General features: G+C 46.0%; 16 protein-coding genes. 5 read left to right on the forward strand and 11 right to left on the reverse strand.

All coding sequences use genetic code 11. From position 1 onward, the window contains the following. The first annotated feature begins 359 nt into the window (after positions 1 to 359). Positions 360 to 893 (forward strand): histidine phosphatase family protein, encoded by a 534-nt coding sequence (locus FHW36_RS09000; protein ID WP_186452358.1) that lies wholly within the window; start codon positions 360 to 362, stop codon positions 891 to 893. 375 nt (positions 894 to 1,268) lie between these two features. On the opposite strand, the gene amaB is transcribed toward FHW36_RS09000, so the two are convergent. The 9 genes from amaB to panC form a co-directional block, all read right to left on the reverse strand. Next, the gene (amaB, locus tag FHW36_RS09005; RefSeq protein WP_145665914.1) at positions 1,269 to 2,798 is read right to left on the reverse strand and encodes an L-piperidine-6-carboxylate dehydrogenase; all 1,530 of its coding nucleotides are present in this window, start codon (positions 2,796 to 2,798) and stop codon (positions 1,269 to 1,271) included. Between the two features lie 24 nt (positions 2,799 to 2,822). Next, complete coding sequence (locus FHW36_RS09010; RefSeq protein ID WP_145665919.1) at positions 2,823 to 3,713, reverse strand: DUF1338 domain-containing protein; 891 nt, start codon at positions 3,711 to 3,713, stop codon at positions 2,823 to 2,825. Between the two features lie 88 nt (positions 3,714 to 3,801). Beyond that, positions 3,802 to 4,872: a saccharopine dehydrogenase family protein gene (locus tag FHW36_RS09015; protein WP_145665922.1), complete on the reverse strand. Its 1,071-nt coding sequence runs from the start codon at positions 4,870 to 4,872 to the stop codon at positions 3,802 to 3,804. A 466-nt stretch (positions 4,873 to 5,338) separates the two neighbouring features. Beyond that, the gene (gene panB, locus FHW36_RS09020) at positions 5,339 to 6,154 is read right to left on the reverse strand and encodes a 3-methyl-2-oxobutanoate hydroxymethyltransferase (RefSeq protein WP_145665924.1); all 816 of its coding nucleotides are present in this window, start codon (positions 6,152 to 6,154) and stop codon (positions 5,339 to 5,341) included. Between the two features lie 80 nt (positions 6,155 to 6,234). Next, complete coding sequence (locus FHW36_RS09025; protein ID WP_145665926.1) at positions 6,235 to 7,125, reverse strand: Ppx/GppA phosphatase family protein; 891 nt, start codon at positions 7,123 to 7,125, stop codon at positions 6,235 to 6,237. Positions 7,126 to 7,169: 44 nt separating this feature from the next. Beyond that, positions 7,170 to 9,317: a polyphosphate kinase 1 gene (ppk1, locus tag FHW36_RS09030; RefSeq protein WP_145665931.1), complete on the reverse strand. Its 2,148-nt coding sequence runs from the start codon at positions 9,315 to 9,317 to the stop codon at positions 7,170 to 7,172. A 192-nt stretch (positions 9,318 to 9,509) separates the two neighbouring features. After that, positions 9,510 to 10,535, reverse strand: a complete 1,026-nt coding sequence (locus FHW36_RS09035) for a lysylphosphatidylglycerol synthase transmembrane domain-containing protein (protein ID WP_145665952.1) — start codon at positions 10,533 to 10,535, stop codon at positions 9,510 to 9,512. Positions 10,536 to 10,572: 37 nt separating this feature from the next. Next, complete coding sequence (panD, locus tag FHW36_RS09040) at positions 10,573 to 10,917, reverse strand: aspartate 1-decarboxylase (protein ID WP_133811105.1); 345 nt, start codon at positions 10,915 to 10,917, stop codon at positions 10,573 to 10,575. Positions 10,918 to 11,037: 120 nt separating this feature from the next. Then, positions 11,038 to 11,901: a pantoate--beta-alanine ligase gene (gene panC / locus FHW36_RS09045; RefSeq protein WP_145665955.1), complete on the reverse strand. Its 864-nt coding sequence runs from the start codon at positions 11,899 to 11,901 to the stop codon at positions 11,038 to 11,040. Between the two features lie 109 nt (positions 11,902 to 12,010). Between panC and FHW36_RS09050 the strand changes: the two genes are divergently transcribed. The 4 genes from FHW36_RS09050 to FHW36_RS09065 all read left to right on the forward strand — a co-directional run bounded on the left by FHW36_RS09050 (position 12,011) and on the right by FHW36_RS09065 (position 17,491). Further along, on the forward strand, positions 12,011 to 12,829 hold the full coding sequence (locus FHW36_RS09050; RefSeq protein WP_145665967.1) for a glycogen/starch synthase: 819 nt from the start codon (positions 12,011 to 12,013) through the stop codon (positions 12,827 to 12,829). A 51-nt stretch (positions 12,830 to 12,880) separates the two neighbouring features. Continuing rightward, positions 12,881 to 14,248, forward strand: coding sequence for a DUF4270 family protein (locus FHW36_RS09055; protein ID WP_145665975.1), 1,368 nt, complete (start codon positions 12,881 to 12,883; stop codon positions 14,246 to 14,248). A 21-nt stretch (positions 14,249 to 14,269) separates the two neighbouring features. After that, the gene (gene metK, locus FHW36_RS09060; protein WP_145665978.1) at positions 14,270 to 15,526 is read left to right on the forward strand and encodes a methionine adenosyltransferase; all 1,257 of its coding nucleotides are present in this window, start codon (positions 14,270 to 14,272) and stop codon (positions 15,524 to 15,526) included. A 657-nt stretch (positions 15,527 to 16,183) separates the two neighbouring features. Next, positions 16,184 to 17,491 (forward strand): right-handed parallel beta-helix repeat-containing protein, encoded by a 1,308-nt coding sequence (locus tag FHW36_RS09065; protein WP_186452359.1) that lies wholly within the window; start codon positions 16,184 to 16,186, stop codon positions 17,489 to 17,491. A gap of 115 nt (positions 17,492 to 17,606) precedes the next feature. Here FHW36_RS09065 and FHW36_RS09070 read toward each other — a convergent pair whose 3' ends face one another. Both FHW36_RS09070 and FHW36_RS09075 read right to left on the reverse strand, forming a co-directional pair. Next, positions 17,607 to 18,548 carry an alpha/beta fold hydrolase gene (locus FHW36_RS09070; RefSeq protein ID WP_145665984.1) on the reverse strand — a complete coding sequence of 314 codons (942 nt, stop codon included), beginning with the start codon at positions 18,546 to 18,548 and terminating at the stop codon, positions 17,607 to 17,609. Between the two features lie 6 nt (positions 18,549 to 18,554). Further along, positions 18,555 to 19,322, reverse strand: coding sequence for a carboxylesterase family protein (locus FHW36_RS09075; RefSeq protein ID WP_145665986.1), 768 nt, complete (start codon positions 19,320 to 19,322; stop codon positions 18,555 to 18,557). Positions 19,323 to 19,346 lie beyond the last annotated feature (24 nt).

A 19,346-nucleotide genomic window follows, 5' to 3' on the forward strand; every position in this document is an offset into this window, starting at 1 on the left:
ATTTTCCCTATAAAAACAACTAAAAATATCTTGATGATAAACGATAAAGGTATAGAAAAAGCGGTATAACATTAAATTTTAATGATAAACGCGCTATTTATTGGTTGATTGGAGAATGGAAGAACGGGAGCAGTATGATTGCAGTAAAAAGGGGTGGTTTAACCGGAAATGTCATTCTTATCTTGATAAAGTAGCTTGCCAGCACGGGCAGCCACCTGTCATAATGTGGTTGATGATCGATGGAAAGCGACGTAGTTTTGGGTTGTTCTGATACACATTATACCAGCTCTTCTACCATATCTAACCGGGATGCTATTTCTTTTACAGGTATCCATTTTTCATTTATTAAATCTATCGTCATGTTTAAAGCAGTTCTGATGGCCACTTTGCTGGCTACTGGTTTGCGGGTGTCTGCGGGAGAACCCGAAGTAACCACCCTTATTTTCGTGAACGCAGGTGAAATGGAAGTTTCCACCTCTGCAGATGCCAACCTGAGCACCACCGGGCAGCAGCAGGCCAGTCAATTGGTATCCTCGCTGGATGGAATGGACATTTCCGCCATTTACACCACCTTTGTGAATCGCGCCGTGGAAACAGTTACCCCGTTGGCAAAAGCCCGGATGAAGCAACTGGACTATTTCAAATTGACCGATGATCCAGAGCAGGCCGCCAGCGTATTTAACGACTTGATAAAGAGAAATAAAGGCAAAACCATTGTTATTTGCAGTGATCCGGAAAATATTACTGCGATGATTTATCGTACCGGTTTAAGAGGAAAAGAGATCAAAACCCTTTATGACAAAGGATGTGGACAGGTTTTGATCGTGAAACAGAGTGGCAGTAATGCACCCGTAGCACAAAAGTTGAATATGAATATTCAAAAAAAAGTTTAATATTTATATCCAGAAGAGTATTTAATGGCTTCCCGCCATTTTTACTTTTCTCATAAGCATGGTTTCCGTTTAACGAAAAGCGGGGTTCTCTAACCTCGCTACTATTTTTAGAACCGTGCACGCAGTATGTAGAGTAAGGTGCAGCCTGGGCTGTACAAAAAGAATATTAGTCACGCATTTTATCAACCGCTTTTAAAAATCTGATCGGGTAGCAGTTCCAGTCATGAAAGTTAAAAGCTCCGGGGCTACCGCCTCGGAGCTGGAATCCGAAAAAAAGCGAAAGCAGCCATCATAAGCGTAAAAAGCTATTAAAACAAACGACCGGTACGAATATCCGCACCGGTCGTTTGTTTTAATAGCTTTTATGCTCAATGCTTAGAAATCGAACTTGATTCCTTGTGCCAAAGGCAAGCTGGTAGAATAGTTGATCGTATTGGTCTGACGGCGCATATAGGCTCTCCATGCATCGGAACCGCTTTCGCGACCACCACCGGTTTCTTTTTCACCCCCGAAAGCACCGCCGATTTCTGCACCGGAAGTACCGATGTTTACGTTGGCAATACCGCAATCAGATCCGGCATGGGAGAGGAATTGTTCCGCTTCCCGCAGGTTGAGGGTCATGATGGCAGAGGAAAGCCCTTGCGGCACATCATTCTGCATAGCAATAGCCTCCGCCAGGGTCTTGTATTTCATCACATACAGGATGGGAGCAAAGGTTTCATGCTGAACAATCGCGTAGGTATTTTCCACCGCCGCAATACAAGGTTTCACATAGCAGCCGGATTCATACCCAGCACCGGAAAGCACGCCACCTTCTACGAGGAAGCTGCCTCCCTGTGCTTTTACCTGTTCAATGGAATCCAGGTAAGCGTTAACGGCTGCTTTATCAATCAATGGGCCTACATGGTTATGCTGATCCAGCGGGTTGCCGATGCGTAATTGTGAATAGGCTTTTACCAGCCTGGCGGTAAAAGCGTCGTATACGCTTTCGTGGATGATGAGCCTGCGGGTAGAGGTACAACGCTGCCCGGCTGTGCCCACGGCGCCAAATACAGCACCAATGATGGACATATCAAGGTCGGCATCCTGCGAAATAATAATGGCATTGTTACCACCCAATTCCAGCAGGGAGCGTCCCAAACGTTGTCCTACAGCTGCTCCTACGGCTTTACCCATACGGGTGGAACCAGTAGCAGATACCAGCGGGATACGGGTATCGTGCGACATCCATTCGCCGGCATCACGGTCGCCGATTACCAGGTTACACACGCCTTCGGGTACCTTATTGGCAGCAAATACGGTGTCGACTATACGTTGACAAGCCAGCGCGGTCACTGGTGTTTTTTCTGAAGGCTTCCAGATACAAACGTTTCCGCAAACCCATGCCAGCATGGAGTTCCAGCTCCATACGGCTACCGGGAAGTTGAAGGCGGAAATGATGCCGGTAATACCCAGTGGATGCCACTGCTCATACATGCGATGCCCGGGGCGCTCAGAGTGCATGGTTAACCCGTGCAGCTGCCGCGATAATCCAACAGCAAAATCACAGATGTCGATCATCTCCTGTACTTCTCCATAGCCTTCCTGCAGGCTTTTTCCCATTTCATAAGACACCAGCTTACCCAGGTGCTCTTTATGTTGACGCAAGGCCTCGCCAATTTGCCGCACAATTTCTCCTCTCTTGGGAGCGGGCCAGTGACGCCATTCTTTGAAGGCTTCCTGGGCGGTAGCCACCACCTGGTCGTAGTCTTCCCGGCTGGCGCCTTTTACAGCGGCAATTTTTTTATCATCTACCGGAGATACGGAGGTAATGATAGCTCCGTGAGCTGGCAGCCAGTAAGCGCCGGTGCTGACACCGCTTTGTTCACCCTGGATACCTAATGCTTTTAAAATATCTTCAACCATTGTCAGGTGTATTATTGAACTAAATTAGGAAGTTTTTTTTGTTTGGGCAGCGTAGGTACTTTCGAAGATCTTATCGGCATTACCGGCTTCAAAGCCTTCCCGGCGGTGCTCGCGGCGGATTTCTCCCGGCGGGAGTCCGGCAAATGCGGGGAGTACCTTTCTTTCGGCAAATTCAACGTAAGAGCCGGCGATATCCTGTTTTTCGCCGCCGGCAAATTCGGCGGTGATCATACGGGCTACAGTAGCGCTCTGTAACAACATACCATCCGGGCTGGTTTTGATTTTGCCCCCGGCATCATTCAGCCGGAAGCCATGTTTCTCCAGGAAAGTATTGAAATCGGCTACTGTATTATATCCTGTCGGCAGGTTATGCACGCTCACGGTAAAGTGATTCAGGTAATAGCGGTTGTAAATTACCCAGGCGGCATACTCACTTTCGGCCGCCAGCAGCTTGTAATCTGCCACGGTAGGGGTACGCCACAGGGCGCTGTGTAAAAAGGTATCCACAGCGGCGCTATCATCCAGGTTCAGTTGATCTACCGGGTCGCTGCTCACCTCGCGGGTATAGCTATGAATAATATCCTGTGCCTGCTGGCTGAGATCCTTCACCCGGAGTTCGCTGATAAAGATCCGTGGATACTGGGGTGCAGGGGGGGCATACCACCAGGCATCCAGCTTTTTGGCGGCAAAATGGTAGTGATCCATTTTCCGGTAGCCATAGTGCAGAAATATTTTTTCCAGCGAAGCCACCCCCAGCTGAGGAACTCCCATTGTTCTGAACGCAATATGATCGTTCTCTATATCATCTGCCTTCCGGATCATTCCTTCTTTTATCATGGCGGTAATCACTGCCGCCACATCCGGAACCCGCTGCTGATAGCGTTCCATCAGCCCATTTAATACATCTTTTAACATGGAGGATGCGTTTTTGCAATTAGCTGTTAGTATTTCTGGTAAAGAGGCCGCTCTTTACAGTAATTTACCAAGAGCAGATAGTTAAAAACTAATTATAATATACCGCAAAGCGGTTCTTGATCAAATCTCCGAATGCCACATCTTCCTGGCGAACAAAGCCGGTAGCCGGCAATTTGCCCTTGGCATGGAGGTCGATTACCGCACAGGCAGCACCGGCAGTGGTTAGCTGGATGGCCGTGAAATCCTTGCCGGCTATAGCCTGGTTGTAGATTTTACGGGAGTAGGAGCGTTGTACCGAACGGCCATTTACGGTGCCGGAAACGGATACAAATACCAGCACCACGTCCTGTGGGGTGAAAGGTATGCTATCTTCCATAATCTCCTTCAACATTTCCCTCTTTTTATTGAGTTTAAGCTCGTTGAGCAGGATTTTCATCAGGTTACAGTGACCAGGATAACGTACGGTTTTATAGTCGAGGTTATATACTTTGTTGTCCAGTATTTCCGCCAGGGCGCCTAGTCCGCCGGAGGTATTAAACGCTTCGTATTCCACGCCGTCGAGGGCAAAGCGTTCGTAGCCTTCCATAGGCATTACTTCCTTACGTTCGCCTTCATGAATGGCATCGCAGGGGTTGCAATATTCGTTGATCAGGCCATCGGTGCTCCAGGTAAGGTTATACATAAGGCTATTGGTAGGAAACTGGGGCAGGGCGCCAACTCGCAGGCGAACGGCATCCAGGGTGTCGAATTGTTTGGCAATATCATGAGCGGCAATGCTGATAAATCCCGGCGCCAGGCCACATTGTGGCATAAAACTCACATTGGCTTTGGCGGCTATTTCACGGATAGCATTAGTAGTAGCCACATCTTCTGTAAGATCAAAATAGTGGGTGTTGGCTTTAGCGGCGGCGGTGGCAATTTTTACGTTCAGGTAAAAGGGACAGGCGCTCAACACCATATCCTGGTCGGTTAATGCCTGCTCTAAAGCGGCGGCATCGTTTACATTCAGCAAGGTTTTGTGAATGCCCTCATCTGTACATTTCTGTAAAAGCCCTTCATTACTGTCTGCCAGGGTTACAGTATAGTCGCCAGACTGTTGCAGCAGGAAAGCTGCGGTTTCACCGATCTTGCCGGCGCCGATAATCATTACGCGTTTCATAATCTGTTTGGAATTATAGTGATGCGTGAAGCGGTTAGCTTCACTTGTTTAGTGAAAATACATAGCCATTATTCCACACTACGTATATGCGTTAACGTTATATTTACTGCAACAAACTCTTATGAATGACAGGTGTATAGTTTATACCATGGAAAACACCGGTACAGCTAACGCCGATCATTCATTGCAGGAATGCTGAAATGCAATACAGTTAACCGCTTGAGCGGTAGTGCAGCAAGAAAAATATGTAGGGAAGTTAAATGCCCTTTGTGCTACCTATGGCACATGGGAGCAGGTGCTCCGTAAATAGGAGAGAAGAGAAAGCTGTATGTTTAACAGATGATTCATTCAACTTATAAAAGTGATGAACAAATATAAGTATTTGAAACGAAAGAAAAGCGATATCTATAAAAAATAAACAGCCCCCCGTTAAAAGCGGGGGGCTGTAAAGAATGAGCTTAGTGGTTTAGTATTGTTCGTTGTCGTTCGGGAAATCTTTGGCTTTTACATCATGAATATAGGCCTGGGTGGCCCCGTAGATTTCTGCATAAAGATCGAGGTAACGGCGCAGGAAGCGTGGTTTGAACTCCTTATTGATACCCAGCATGTCATGCATCACCAGTACCTGGCCATCTACATACTTACCCGCGCCAATACCGATAATAGGAATTTCTACCGACTCGGCCACTGTTTTGGCCAGTGCAGCAGGGATTTTTTCCAGCACAATGGCGAAGCAACCGGCATCCTGCAATAGTTTGGCGTCGTTGATCAGCTTATTGGCTTCAGCTTCTTCTGTGGCCCGTACGGCGTAAGTGCCAAATTTATAAATAGATTGAGGGGTAAGTCCCAGGTGGCCCATTACCGGTACACCGGCGGAGATAATACGTTTTACGGATTCGATAATTTCTTCGCCGCCTTCTATTTTAATACCGTGCGCACCTGTTTCCTTCATAATGCGGATCGCAGAACTCAGTGCTTCCTTGGAATTTCCCTGGTAGGAACCAAAAGGAAGATCTACTACTACAAAGCAACGTTTAATGGCTCTTACCACCGAAGCGGCATGGTAGATCATCTGATCTAATGTAATGGGCAGCGTGGTTTCATGACCGGCCATTACATTGGAAGCAGAATCACCGACTAGTATGATATCAATACCGGCATCGTCAAAAATGCGGGCCATAGAATAATCGTATGCAGTGAGCATAGATATTCTTTCTCCGTCCACCTTCATCTTCTGTAGTACATGCGTGGTGATACGCTTTATTTCTTTATGGACTGACATAAGCAGTAGCTTTTAGCATTTAAGGGCTGTTAGCAATAACCGCAAAGGTGATAATATAAAAAGATAAAAGGAAATGTTTTTTATGTGCGGCTAACGGCTATTTCCTCGTAAAGGGCGTGGATAAGACCATCTGCCAGCCCGATTTTAGGAACGAAAATTTCCGGTGTATCTGCCCAGCGCATTACGTTTACGTAGATCTGCAAGGCAGGTACGATCACATCGGCGCGGTCTTCCCGGAGGTTATAGAGGTGAATGCGTTCTTCTACGGTAAAGCTGCTGAATTCCTTGTAGTAATCCTTCAGCGTATCCAGTGATAGTGGTTTACCTTCTTTGCGTTTAGAGAGAGAGAATATTTTATTAATGTTGCCGCCGGAGCCGATCGCGTATACAGGACCGGCCCCTTTGAGCTGTTGTTTCAGAAAATCTTTCAGCTGCTGCCATTGTACATCGGTCACCTGTTGCTGCAACAGCCGGATCGTACCTATGTTAAACGATTCTTTGAATACCTGTTTACCGGCACTGAAGAGGGTGAGCTCCGTACTACCGCCACCTACGTCTATATAGAGGTACGACTTGGTGGTATCCAGGTGTTCGGCTACATGGTTCTCATAAATAAAAGCTGCTTCTTCCTGGCCGGAAATGATTTTTATATCGATACCGGTAGCGTCTTTTACCTGCTGCAGGATTTCAGGGCCATTGGTGGCATCCCGCATGGCTGAGGTAGCACAGGCTTTCAGGTATTTTACATCATATACGTCGAGCAGGAGACGATAGGATTTGATGGTATTGATGAGTTGTTCGGCTTTTTTTTCCGAGATGATATTGCTGGTAAATACGTCAAACCCTAGTCGCAACGGTACTCTTACCAGATTCAGCTTGGTAAAGTCCATTACTCCGGAACTATTTGGCGATGCTTCAGAAATGAGTAATCTGGCAGCGTTGGAGCCAATATCAATCGCAGCTAATTTCATCTGTCAGTCGTTAGATCAAAAGCCAAAAGTAAAACATTTTAAATTTACAGGTATTGTTTTTCGTGCAGGTACCGGTAGATTTCTACCTGGGTACGGATCTTTTTATCCCCCTCTTTCTTGTATTGATTAGTCTGCTCGTTATCCAGAATACGGGCTTTTACGTTGCCGCTCAGCTGTACCTGCATAATATCTATCAGCTCCTGTCGTATAGCCGGATCTGTTATTTGTACGGCGGCTTCTATGCGGTGGTCCAGGTTACGCACCATCCAGTCGCAGGAAGCAATGAATACTTTCTCTGCCCCGCCATGATGGAAAATAAATACGCGGGCATGCTCCAGGTATTCATCTACAATGCTGATGGCGTTGATATTTTTCTTCCATTTTTTATTCTCCGTATAGGCGCAACAGATACCCCGGATCACCATCTTCACATCTACGCCCGCTTTGGCGGCTTCATACAACTTGGCAATCAGCATCACATCAGAGAGGGAGTTCATTTTGATGGTAATAGCGGCCTTCTTTTTGTGCTTGGCGTTCTTAATTTCCCGGTCTATCAGCCGCAGGAAAGTGTCGCGCATGTTGAGCGGACTAACCGGCAGGGTTTTGCAGCCCTGTAGTATTTTGATATCATGCCGCGGACTTTCCAGGTACGAGAAGATGCGGTTCATGTCGGCAATGATCAGGCGGTTGGTTGTCAGCAGGCAATGGTCGCCGTATACCCGGGCTGTTTTTTCATTGAGGTTACCGGTGCTGATAAAGCCGCATTGAATGGTTTTATTGCCAATCCGTTTTTTAATCACGCATAGTTTGGCATGTATTTTCATGTTGGGAATACCCAGCAATACTTTTACGCCCTCTTCCTCCAGCCTGGATTTCCAGTCAAGATTGGCTGCTTCGTCAAAGCGTGCACGCAGCTCCAGTACTACGGTTACCTGTTTACCGTTACGTACGGCATTCACCAGGGCATTGATAATTTTTGAATTACGGGCCAGCCTGTACGCAGTTATCTTGATTGCGGATACGTTGGGATCTATGGCGGCTTCCCTTAACAGGTCGATAATGGTATCGAAACTGTGATAAGGGAAATGGAGCATCACATCCTGTTGCTGAATAACGTGCATTACGCTGGGCGCATTTAAAAACAGGGGATGGGTAAAGGTTTTACGGTGTGTATGAGGGGGAAAGATAGATTCCGGGAAGTCCATAAAATCTTTGAAGTTATGGATACGGGCACCCGGGATGAGGTTATCTTTCCCTGATAATCCCTGCCGGCGCATCAGGTATTCGAGCAGCAGCGGGTCAATATCTTTGTCGTATACAAATCTTACGGGCTTGCCTTTACGCCGGTCTTTTAGGCCTTTTTCAATCTGGTGAATAAGGCTGTCGGAGATATCATTATCGATGTCGAGTTCCGCATCACGGGTTACTTTGATGATGTGTGCGGAAAATTTATCGTAACCAAAATAAACGAAGATGCTTGGTAAACAGAAGCGTACCAGGTCTTCCAGCAGGATAATATCATGCTCTCCGGATTTGGAAGGAAGAATGATAAACCGGGGAAGTACGTTGGTAGGGATTTCTATCAATGCAAATTTCTGTCGTACCGAATTATCCTGGCGGGCCAGCACAATGGCCAGGTAAATAGATTTATCGCGCAGGATGGGAAACTGTTGTATACTCTCAATCATGAGCGGGATGATGTTGGTACGTACCTGCTCATTGAAGTAGTTGAGTACAAATTTCTGTTGTTCTTTATTGAGCTGTTTTTCGGTGCGGAGGTAGATATGCTGCGTTTCCATTTCTGTGGCAATATCTTTCCATACCTGGTCAAATTCCCGTTGTTGTTCTATTACCCTGGCCTGGATTTCATCCAGTATTTTGTCGGGATTTTCTTCGAGATGCATTTTGGCGGATTTGCCAAAAGACATCATGCGTTTGAGGGTGGCTACGCGTACCCTGAAAAACTCGTCGAGGTTGTTGGAAAAGATACCCAGAAAGCGAATACGTTCGTGAAGGGGAACTGTTTTATCAGCGGCTTCCTGTAATACCCTGGCATTGAAAGCCAGCCAGCTGATATCCCGGGCTATCATTTTTTTCTTTTCGGGCAGGGGCTTTTTCCGGGCTGTTTTTTTAGATACAATTACTTCAGGCATTGTCATGATATCGAGGTTCTCACTATTCTGCAAACGCATACTAACTAATTTACATTCAAAAAATTCACATCATACTAAAATACGATGATACGGCTTTCGCTTTAATTGAAGTATTAAATTAAAGTTAAAGAAAAACAGGATATTTCATGCGGTCCGGCGTCTTTACAGGAAATAAAAAACGCCCCACGTTAGCGGGGCGCTCCTAATCGATATCTTTTAGCCGTTGGAAAACTAAGGTGTTACGGGTACGGCTTCTTTCTTTTTGTTATAGATCGGGAGGGCCACCAGGCTAACAAAGCCGAGGAGGATCACCAACATGGTTTGCGCTACCCAGATAATCCAGCCAAAGGCGAAACCGATAGCGGAAGGGATGCTGTAGATTTCCAGTGTTTTCTGTACCAGTGGCTGATAGGCGCCGATACCGCCGGGCATAACGATCATGCCTACACTACCGATCATGAGTACAGCCAGGGCCGCGCTGATGCCCAGGTGGCTGGTTTCCTGGAGACAGAAAAAGCCAATGTATACCTGGGAGAGGTAGCAGGACCAGATCAATACGGAATGGATAATGAACCACACTTTTTTCTTCTTTTCCATTTTGCCGATCGACAGGAAGCCTTCCGTTATGCCCCTGATCAGGCCTTTTACAGTGATGGCTATTTTGGAACGGGCAAAGCGGCGGAGTAACCATCCTAATACTACGAGTATCACGGCAAGTATAATGATGCCTGTCAGCAGTTGCATGCCATTGGCATGCGCTATCTTGTTGGAGATGGGCTGCAAAACGGTTTCATTTACCAGGGAGCCGAGAAGATCGAGTTGGGTTACCACGGTAAGGATCATGAGGAGAATAAGGCATACCAGGTCCACGGCGCGTTCGGCAATCATGGTGCCTACCAGTTTGTCGGCCGGTACTTTTTCATACTGGGCCAGTAAACCACAGCGGGTTACTTCTCCCAGGCGGGGTACGGCCAGGTTGGCCAGGTAGCCTACCATCACGGCAAAGAAGGTGTTGAGGGTGGTAGGTTGATGGCCCAGGGGCTTCATCAGGAGCTTCCATCTTACGGCCCGGAACCAGTGACTGGCGATGCCGATGGTCATAGTAGGGATCAGCAGCCAATAGTTGGCTTTGCGCAGGGCCACTTTAATCTGGTCCCACTCTGCTGCATTGATATTCCTGGTGAACAGCCATATCAACAGCACCCCTATGCCAAAAAAGCAAACAAACTTAATGACGTTCTTAAGCGTTTTGGGCATGATCCAAAGTTGTTTAGGGTGTTAATAACAATAAGGGTTACAATTTATTCCCTTCTTTAGGGAAAATGGCAATAGGCGTATATTTTTTAGCTTCTTCAAAATCCATGGTGGCATAGGAAATAATAATCACAATGTCTCCGGGAGCTACCAGGCGGGCCGCAGGGCCATTCATACAAATGACGCCGGAACCGCGTTTACCTTTGATGACATAGGTTTCCAGTCTTTCCCCATTATTTACGTTTAATACCTGGACTTTTTCGTATTCAATTAAACCAGCAGCATCCATCAGGTCTTCGTCAATCGTAATGCTTCCAACATATTGCAGATTGGCTTCGGTAACTACTGCGCGGTGAATCTTACACTTTAAAATTTCGATTTGCATAATTTGTACTGGCTTAACGCTTATTAAAAGAGCGTCTGCAAAACTAGGGAAAAAATATGGAAGATTGAACAAGACATGCAGTCCTGGTGCAGCGTGCGCTGCATGTCTTGTTCCATAAGGCTAGAGGCTGCCCTGTAATATCATGTTGTCGATCAGGCGGACTCCATCGAGCCAGGCGGCCAGCGCTACTACAACCGTGGCATCGCCGGGAGGCTGATCCAGGGGACGGAGCATGCCGTTTTCCAGCTGGAGTATGTCGACGTACTCCGGTTCAAAGCCCTCTTTTTTCAGGTGGTCAAAAGCCTCAAGAGCTTCTTCCATGAAATAGAGGCCTTTACCAAAGTTATTTTTGATAGTCATCAGTTCGTGGTAGATGGCGGTGGCCTTTTTGCGGGCGGCAGGAGAGAGCCGGGTATTGCGGCTGCTCATGGCCAGGCCGTCTTTTTCCCTTTCCGTAGGACACACCACCAGTTTTACGGGAGAATGGGTGATCTGCAGCAGGCGACGGATGATCAGGCACTGTTGCAGATCTTTTTGTCCCATAAAAAGCTGGTCTGGTTGCACAATATCCAGTAACTTGTGAACAATGCGGCCAACCCCCTGGAAATGTCCGGGCCGGAATTTGCCTTCCAGGATAGTTTCCAGGTCGCCAAAGTCGTAATGCAGATCACTTTCCAGTCCTTCCGGGTACATTTCTTCTACGGATGGTAAAAAAAGTATATCTGTTGATGCATGATTTAATTTTTTAATATCCTCTTCAATGGTGATGGGATATTTTTCAAAATCTTTAGGATCATTGAATTGGGTTGGATTGACGAAGATGCTGCAAATGACCACGTCAGTATTTTTCCTGGCGGCCTGAATAAGTGACAGATGCCCATCGTGGAGGGCTCCCATAGTGGGCACGAATCCAATGCTTTTGTTATTTTTTCTTACCAGGTCCAGATGCTTCTTCAGGTCCGTGCTGCGCTTAAATAGATACATAAATCATTGCTTAAAAGGATGTTAAAACTGACAGATTGGCCAATATTCCGTAAAAAATCCGTAATTTTGCAAGCCAAATTAAAATTACTGCATTAATAATCAGCGTTAAATGTCCACAAAGAAAAGAATTCTTTTTATTGCCCAAGAGATGTCGCCGTACCTGGAATTGAGTGATTACGCGAACATGGTCAATAAAATGGCAATTAAGTCCAATGAGGCTGGCCTGGAAGTGAGAGTGATCATGCCCAGATTTGGAATTATTAATGAAAGAAGACACCGTTTGCACGAAGTGGTAAGGTTGTCGGGTATCAACATTGTGATTGACGGGGATGATTACCCGTTGATTATCAAGGTGGCATCCCTTCCGAATGCCCGGTTGCAGGTTTACTTCCTGGATAATGAAGATTATTTTAAGCGGAAGACTGTATTTGCCGATGAAAACGAAGAGTTTTTTGACGACAATGCAGCCAGAGCTGTCTTCTTTTGTAAGGGAGCCCTGGAAACAGTGAAAAAGTTCGGATGGCCTCCGGACATTATTCATTGCAGTGGCTGGATGACCTCTCTGATACCGATGTATCTGAAAACTGCCTATAAGAAGGAGCCGGTTTTTGCCAACTCAAAAATCATATATTCGCTGACGCCTAACACATTCAAAGAAAAGTTAGGCACCACCTTTGTGAAGAAAGCCACCATCAGTAACCAGATCAAAGAAAAGGATATGGAGCTGTTTAAGGAAGGTACCAACACTGCATTGAACAGGGGAGCTGCCAAATACGCCGATGCGGTGGTACTGGCGGGCGACAAGCTGGAAAAGAAAGTGGTGGACGAAGTAAAAGCAGAGAAGGGAAAGATAATTTTGCCTTTCAAGAAAGACAATGATGATCTTGGCGATTACCTCGCATTATACAACCAGTTGCTGGGTAAGTAGCTATTTCAGCATGTTCGGCAGTTTAACCAATACTCACTAACAACATAACGCGTGAAGATCAATTTCAGAAACCTTAGTTTCTTAGCAACCTATATTACTCTACTGTTTGGCGCCGCAGGTTGTAATAAATCTACCCTGCTCGGAAGTGGCCTTATTCCTCCCGGCGATTTTGTAAATGCACAGGACACCGTGATTTCCGGTATCATCGCCAACAACATCCTCCGGTATGATTCGGCTATTGCAAACGGTAATAGCAGTTATCGGAAAATCCTGGGCTCTATTACTACGGACCCGGTTTTTGGCAAAAGCCACGCCTTTGTATACACGCAGGTATCACTGCCCAAAAGCGCCTTCACCTTCGAAGGAGCCGGGCAAACCCTCGATTCCGTCGTATTGTCACTCGCATATGCAGGCTATACAGGAGATTCTTCTACGCCGCAGACGTTCCGCATTTACCGCATGACGGATCCTAAGTTTACCATCGATACCAACTACGCCTATGACCGGGCATTGGGATACGATAAAAGTAACCTCCTGGGCCAGGTGACGGTAACGCCCCTGAGTCTCCGTGATTCAGTAAGCGTTTACGGTAACAAAGAAGCAGCACAGCTGCGTATTAAACTGAGTCCTGCCTTTGGTAACGAGTTACTCCAGCAGAAATCGGATGGCGCCTTTGCTACCGACTCCGCATTCAGGGCTTATCTGAAAGGATTTGCCATTATACCGGATACTATGCTGGGTACCAACCGGAACATGATTTACCTGTCGCTCAATGATGTAAATACGAAACTGACCGTATTTTACAAGAACTCGGAAAAGGACTCGCTGCAGGCCGTCATGAGCTTCAACCAATATACCAGCGCTCACGCCAACTATTTCACCAGGAATTACAATGGTTCGCAGGCGGGCAGGTTTATCAATACCGGCAACCCGCAAGGCGACAGTATCCTGTTCCTGAACAATGCGCCAGGTTTGTATACGAAGCTGACTATCCCAGGATTGGAAAACTTTCCTAATGTGATGATCAACAAGGCAGAATTAATTATTACACAAATTACTGCCGGGCCTTCTGACATGAATAATATTTTTATTGAACCAGGAAGCTTATCTTTACTGCAATATGGCAATGGGGACTCCACCAAGGTGCCCATCGACTACTATTCATCCGGTGGCCCCAGTTACTATGGAGGAACCCGCCAGGTAATTACTAACTTCGGAGGAATACAGGTAGTTCAGTATACATTTAACCTTGCCAATACGGTACAGCGGTTTATCAAAAAACTCGATGCCAATAATGGTTTCAAGCTGAAAGCGTTGAATACTTCCTCTCTGCCCATAGACGTGGATAGGGTGAAAGTAGGCGGAGGTAATCTGTCGCAATACAATATGAAACTTAGAATTATTTACACTAAACCATAAAACTACTAATCCCAGTTTTTTATGCCTTACTTATTTACATCTGAATCCGTTTCAGAAGGACACCCTGATAAAGTAGCTGATCAGATCTCCGACGCTTTGATTGATAACTTTCTGGCATATGATGCATCATCTAAAGTAGCTTGTGAAACGCTTGTAACTACCGGTCAGGTTGTACTGGCAGGAGAGGTGAAATCTGAGGCATACCTCGATGTACAAGACATCGCAAGAGAAGTAATCCGCAAGATCGGCTATACCAAGAGCGAATATATGTTTGAAGCAAATTCCTGTGGTATCCTGTCTGCTATCCATGAACAATCACCTGATATCAACCAGGGGGTAGACCGTAAATCTCCGGAAGAGCAGGGTGCTGGTGACCAGGGGATGATGTTTGGCTATGCCACCCGCGAAACCGAGAACTATATGCCGCTGGCGCTCGACCTGGCACATAAGCTGCTGCTGGAACTGGCCGTACTGCGTCGTGAGAATAAAGACATCAAATACCTGCGCCCCGATGCTAAGTCCCAGGTAACAATTGAGTATTCTGATGATAATAAACCAGTAAGAATTGATACCATCGTAATCTCTACCCAGCACGATGATTTTGATTCCGATGAAAAAATGCTCGCAAAAATCAAGGAGGATATGATCAACATCCTGATCCCCCGGGTGAAAGCGCAGCTGAAACCAGAACTGCAAAAGCTGTTCGATGGTTTCGATATCAATCACCATATCAACCCAACCGGCAAGTTCGTTATTGGTGGTCCTCACGGTGATACCGGCTTAACCGGCCGTAAGATTATTGTAGACACCTATGGCGGTAAAGGCGCTCACGGTGGTGGTGCATTTTCCGGTAAAGATCCTTCCAAAGTAGACCGTTCTGCCGCTTACGCCACCCGTCACATTGCCAAAAACCTGGTAGCTGCAGGAGTTTGTGATGAAGTACTGGTACAGGTTTCCTATGCTATCGGCGTTGCCAAACCCTGCGGTGTTTACGTGAATACCAACGGTTCTTCTAAAGTGAAAATGACTGATGGTGAAATCGCTAAGAAGATTGAAGAAATCTTTGATATGCGCCCATATGCTATCGAACAGCGTCTGAAACTGCGCAATCCTATCTATAGTGAAACAGCAGCTTATGGCCACATGGGCCGTGAGTCCCAGGTAGTGACCAAAGTGTTCAACAAGGGTAAAAAACATGAGAAAACTGTGGAAGTAGAGCTGTTTACCTGGGAAAAACTGGACTACGTGGAAAAAGTAAAAGCAGCATTCGGGTTGTAAGATCCGGGTGATACAAATTATAAAATAAGGCAGCCGTTTCAAAACTTTTGAAGCGGCTGTTTTGTTTTTAACCTATACCTTTTTTAATCATTTAATGCTTTACCCGCGTCTTTTTTAAGAATGTGGAAAAGTTTTTCAAATTTTTTTCAATTTTTTCAATAAAAATTTATGTATTATTATTTTTAATGTATATTATTAATAATAATACGGTTGATCAGCCTATGTTTTAGAGTAGGCAAGGGCGTTATGGGTTCGGTATATTTCTGACCAAAGGTTGAATTGAGCAATTTAGTTTCTCTAACAACAGATAACTTAAAAATGCCTCATTACCGGCATATAATATTTCGTTTCGGAGGTGCGTTAGAGTGCTGTTTTGTATCCAAAATTCTGGATATTCGCAGCCATAAATTATAATCGGACCGTTTTAATTGTTTCCGGAGACGTTAATATGTGTGCAGTTATTTTTTAGAAAAACCGAGTCCATATCAGATGATCACCATTTACTATTAACTTTTTAATAGTAGATATTTTATTGAAACCATACAAATAATTTGAAAAACCATGAGGCATTTCAGCACTGCACGATTGACTATGTTCACAGTCTTATCAATTGCCCTGACATATCTGGTTACAGCGGAAAGCTGTAATAAGGCGCAATTGGACCAACTTAAACCTTCAACATCAACTGATACGGTTGCCACAGCAGCACCGATCACCGGAAAGGAATATATACTCGTACCCGATGCAGCCGGCCACCTGGTGGTAGATGGCAGCATTTATAAGGGAGGAGATGTAATAAGCCTCAAAGGAAACTTCGCCGCCGTTGTTTTCAACAACTTACGTGGAAGTGCAGGTAGTCCTATCATTGTTCGTAACGCTACGGGCACTGTTACCACTATTGGAAGCCCAACCTGGAACGGTGGTTCCTGGGCTACAGCACTCAGCTTCAGCGATTGTCATTATGTAAAAGTAGGAGGTCAGAGCTCAAAATCTAACTTTGTTGTGAGCGGTAGTACCCAAAGCAGCAGACAAGCTTATTTTAACGTGGCACTTGCCAAACACTCAGATAACTTTGAAGTAAGTAACATCACCATCCAGAACGGTGGTACCGGTTTGTGGGCAAAAACAGAAGTGGTTGCCGGCGATCTGACTACACAGTATCCAAATTCCTACATGGAAAACCTGTTGATACATGATGTATCTATCACTGGTACTTTCAACGAAGCCATGTATATCGGTCATACCGCTACTTACTGGGATATGACTACCAATACGCCTTACTATGGATCTCCATCCGGTTTTGTTTCCGGTCAACAGTATGCGCAGCCTATCAAATGGCGCAATGTTAAGATCTATAATAACACAGTATCTGGCAGCGGTGCAGATGGTATTCAGACTTCTGCTATTGATGGCCTGGAAGTATACGGTAACGAAGTAACCAACTGGGCTACCAAACATGGTAGTGCCGATGCAGGTGGTATCTTAATCGGTGGCCGTACCACCAACACCAATGTGCACGATAACTATGTACATGATGGTTGGGGCGAACTTTGCCAGTTCTATGGTTCCGGTGAAAATGGCGCTACGCACATTATCAAAAACAACCTGTTCAGAGACAACCAGCTGGATGGGGTGAGCCTGAGAGGTACCAACAACGCAGTAGTACAAATTCTCAACAATACCATTGCCCGTATTGGTGGTGTGGGAATCCGCATCAACGGTTACCTGGGTATGACTGCTCCGCAAATCGTTAATTCTAACGCTATCATCCAGCCTCGTACCACTGGTGGCACCATCTATCCTAACGCATACATCTACCTCGAAAATGGAGGTACGGTTACTGAAGGTACTGGTGGCTACGCCAATGTTAAATTACCAACTGTTGACTCAGCGCTGGTAGACATCAACAACTATTACATGCCTTTGGCAGGGTCTCCGTTGCTGACGATTGGCTATAAAAAATAATTCATCTCTTTATATTGTTTTTCTTTAAAACAGTATAAGCGTTACTATACTATTAAACAATCGCCATCCTGGTTTACCCGGGATGGCGATTGTTGTTAGAAGGCAAGGAAGTGAATTAATCCTTTGCCTGCAGGTACTCCCACATGAGGCTATTTACCTGTGTTGGCTGTTCATAATGCGGCATATGTCCCGCACTATCTATTTCATGTACTGCTAAAGTTGGGTATAAGGAGGTGTAAGAGTCCAGTTTTTCCCGGGGGAAAAAAGGATCCTGTTTGCCGTAAATCAGCAATATCTTTTGCGGGGCTACCTGTTTTAACAGGTATAACTGGCTCTGGTTGAGCATATTCATCCACGAAGACAAGGTAATGCGTTTATAACCGCAAAAATTACTGAAGTAATTCAGCCGTTTGGCGTAGTCATTAAACAAGGGTTGATTGACAAATTCCTTTCGTTGATTTTCGGTAGCCCGGGGGTACCAGTACCCACTCATCAAAACATCGGAAATGACGGGAACTTTCAGGAAGGGACTGGGATGGAGATCTCCGCTGGCAGCAGGGCCCAGTAAAATGATCTGTTTTACCTGGCTGGTATGCGTGGCCGCATAGTCCAAGCCGATCGCAGCTCCCATCGACATCGCAATCATATCAAAGGGCTGATGAATGCCCAGCGTATCCAGCAGGCTGTTGAGCTGCCGGCGATACAAGGACAGGTCATAGATCGTTTCCGGCCGGTCGGAATACCCCCGGCCGTACAGATCGTAGGTAAGTACACGGTATCCTTTAGACAGGAGAAAGGGCACATTGTATTTCCATACTTCCATGCCACTGGAGCCACCGCCATGGATCAGTACCAATAATTTGGCCGTATCGGGACCTGACAGCCGATAATGCACCAGGCCTTGCGGGAGCCGGATAAACCGCCCCGGAGCGGCTGCTCTCGCGGCTTCATTCATAACAGCGGTTTCCTGTCTGCTTTTAAAGAGCAGGAAACCTGATATCAACACCACCAGTGCTCCAACGCCCGTAATACATAACCACTTTTTAAAAGAAGCCATACCTGGTTATCGTTTGAATTGCAGCAGCCACTCGTAAATATTCATTCCATTCTCCCGATAGGAGGGATTGTAATATTGTTCCCAGCAGCAGTGCTTATGGTCACCAATGGTTAGTTTGGTAAGCCCGGGTTTATATTTGTTGGTACTATCGGCAAATAGCTTGCAATTGCCTAGGAATACCGGTTCTTCGGCACCCCCGAAATACCACACGTGGATATTGTTTTGCGCGGTTACCTGGAAGCTTTTCAGATTTTCTGCGTCGATCGTGGCAGGCGACATATTTACAGCGGCAGCGATTCGCTTTGCCATCCGTTTGTCGGTAACTGCCATTCCTACCGACCATCCACCGGCGCTATAGCCGGTGATATATACCCGGGAGGAATCAATAGGATATCTTTTCAGTACATCCGTCAGCGCGGCATCCAGGTGTTCCGGCCCCAGTGACCAGCTGGTGGCCAGTGGCGCCAGGACAATGAACTCATATTTTTTGCCATCTATTTTGTTGACAGCATCTATGTTTTTGCCCTCATGCATTTGCCGGGCTACCCCTTGTCTGAATATCTTTGTCAGGTCCGTACCGGCAATACTTCTGCCATGCAGGCAGATTAATATCGGGTAACGTTTACCAGGTTTCATATTATCCGGCAGCTTCAGTAAAGCCGGTATATGATGCCAGGGCGTTATCTGCACCTGTATAGCCTGAAATGGTTTTAAATCCTGCGCAGCCAACACCATTGTCTGCAGCATTAATCCGATTATTAACGTCAATCTCATTGTACAAATTTATTTGCCGGCATG

The sequence above is a fragment of the Chitinophaga polysaccharea genome, assembly GCF_007829335.1.
Classification (GTDB): domain Bacteria; phylum Bacteroidota; class Bacteroidia; order Chitinophagales; family Chitinophagaceae; genus Chitinophaga; species Chitinophaga polysaccharea_B.

Bases quoted from the DNA above. Each gene is read 5' to 3' on its own strand.
- FHW36_RS09050 (WP_145665967.1), top strand. From the start codon at position 12,011: ATGTCCACAAAGAAAAGAATTCTTTTTATTGCCCAAGAGATGTCGCCG.
- FHW36_RS09010 (WP_145665919.1), bottom strand. From the start codon at position 3,713: ATGTTAAAAGATGTATTAAATGGGCTGATGGAACGCTATCAGCAGCGG.
- FHW36_RS09035 (WP_145665952.1), bottom strand. From the start codon at position 10,535: ATGCCCAAAACGCTTAAGAACGTCATTAAGTTTGTTTGCTTTTTTGGC.
- metK (WP_145665978.1), top strand. From the start codon at position 14,270: ATGCCTTACTTATTTACATCTGAATCCGTTTCAGAAGGACACCCTGAT.
- amaB (WP_145665914.1), bottom strand. From the start codon at position 2,798: ATGGTTGAAGATATTTTAAAAGCATTAGGTATCCAGGGTGAACAAAGC.
- FHW36_RS09075 (WP_145665986.1), bottom strand. From the start codon at position 19,322: ATGAGATTGACGTTAATAATCGGATTAATGCTGCAGACAATGGTGTTG.
- FHW36_RS09025 (WP_145665926.1), bottom strand. From the start codon at position 7,125: ATGAAATTAGCTGCGATTGATATTGGCTCCAACGCTGCCAGATTACTC.
- FHW36_RS09015 (WP_145665922.1), bottom strand. From the start codon at position 4,872: ATGAAACGCGTAATGATTATCGGCGCCGGCAAGATCGGTGAAACCGCA.
- panC (WP_145665955.1), bottom strand. From the start codon at position 11,901: ATGTATCTATTTAAGCGCAGCACGGACCTGAAGAAGCATCTGGACCTG.
- ppk1 (WP_145665931.1), bottom strand. From the start codon at position 9,317: ATGCGTTTGCAGAATAGTGAGAACCTCGATATCATGACAATGCCTGAA.
- FHW36_RS09070 (WP_145665984.1), bottom strand. From the start codon at position 18,548: ATGGCTTCTTTTAAAAAGTGGTTATGTATTACGGGCGTTGGAGCACTG.
- panD (WP_133811105.1), bottom strand. From the start codon at position 10,917: ATGCAAATCGAAATTTTAAAGTGTAAGATTCACCGCGCAGTAGTTACC.
- FHW36_RS09000 (WP_186452358.1), top strand. From the start codon at position 360: ATGTTTAAAGCAGTTCTGATGGCCACTTTGCTGGCTACTGGTTTGCGG.
- panB (WP_145665924.1), bottom strand. From the start codon at position 6,154: ATGTCAGTCCATAAAGAAATAAAGCGTATCACCACGCATGTACTACAG.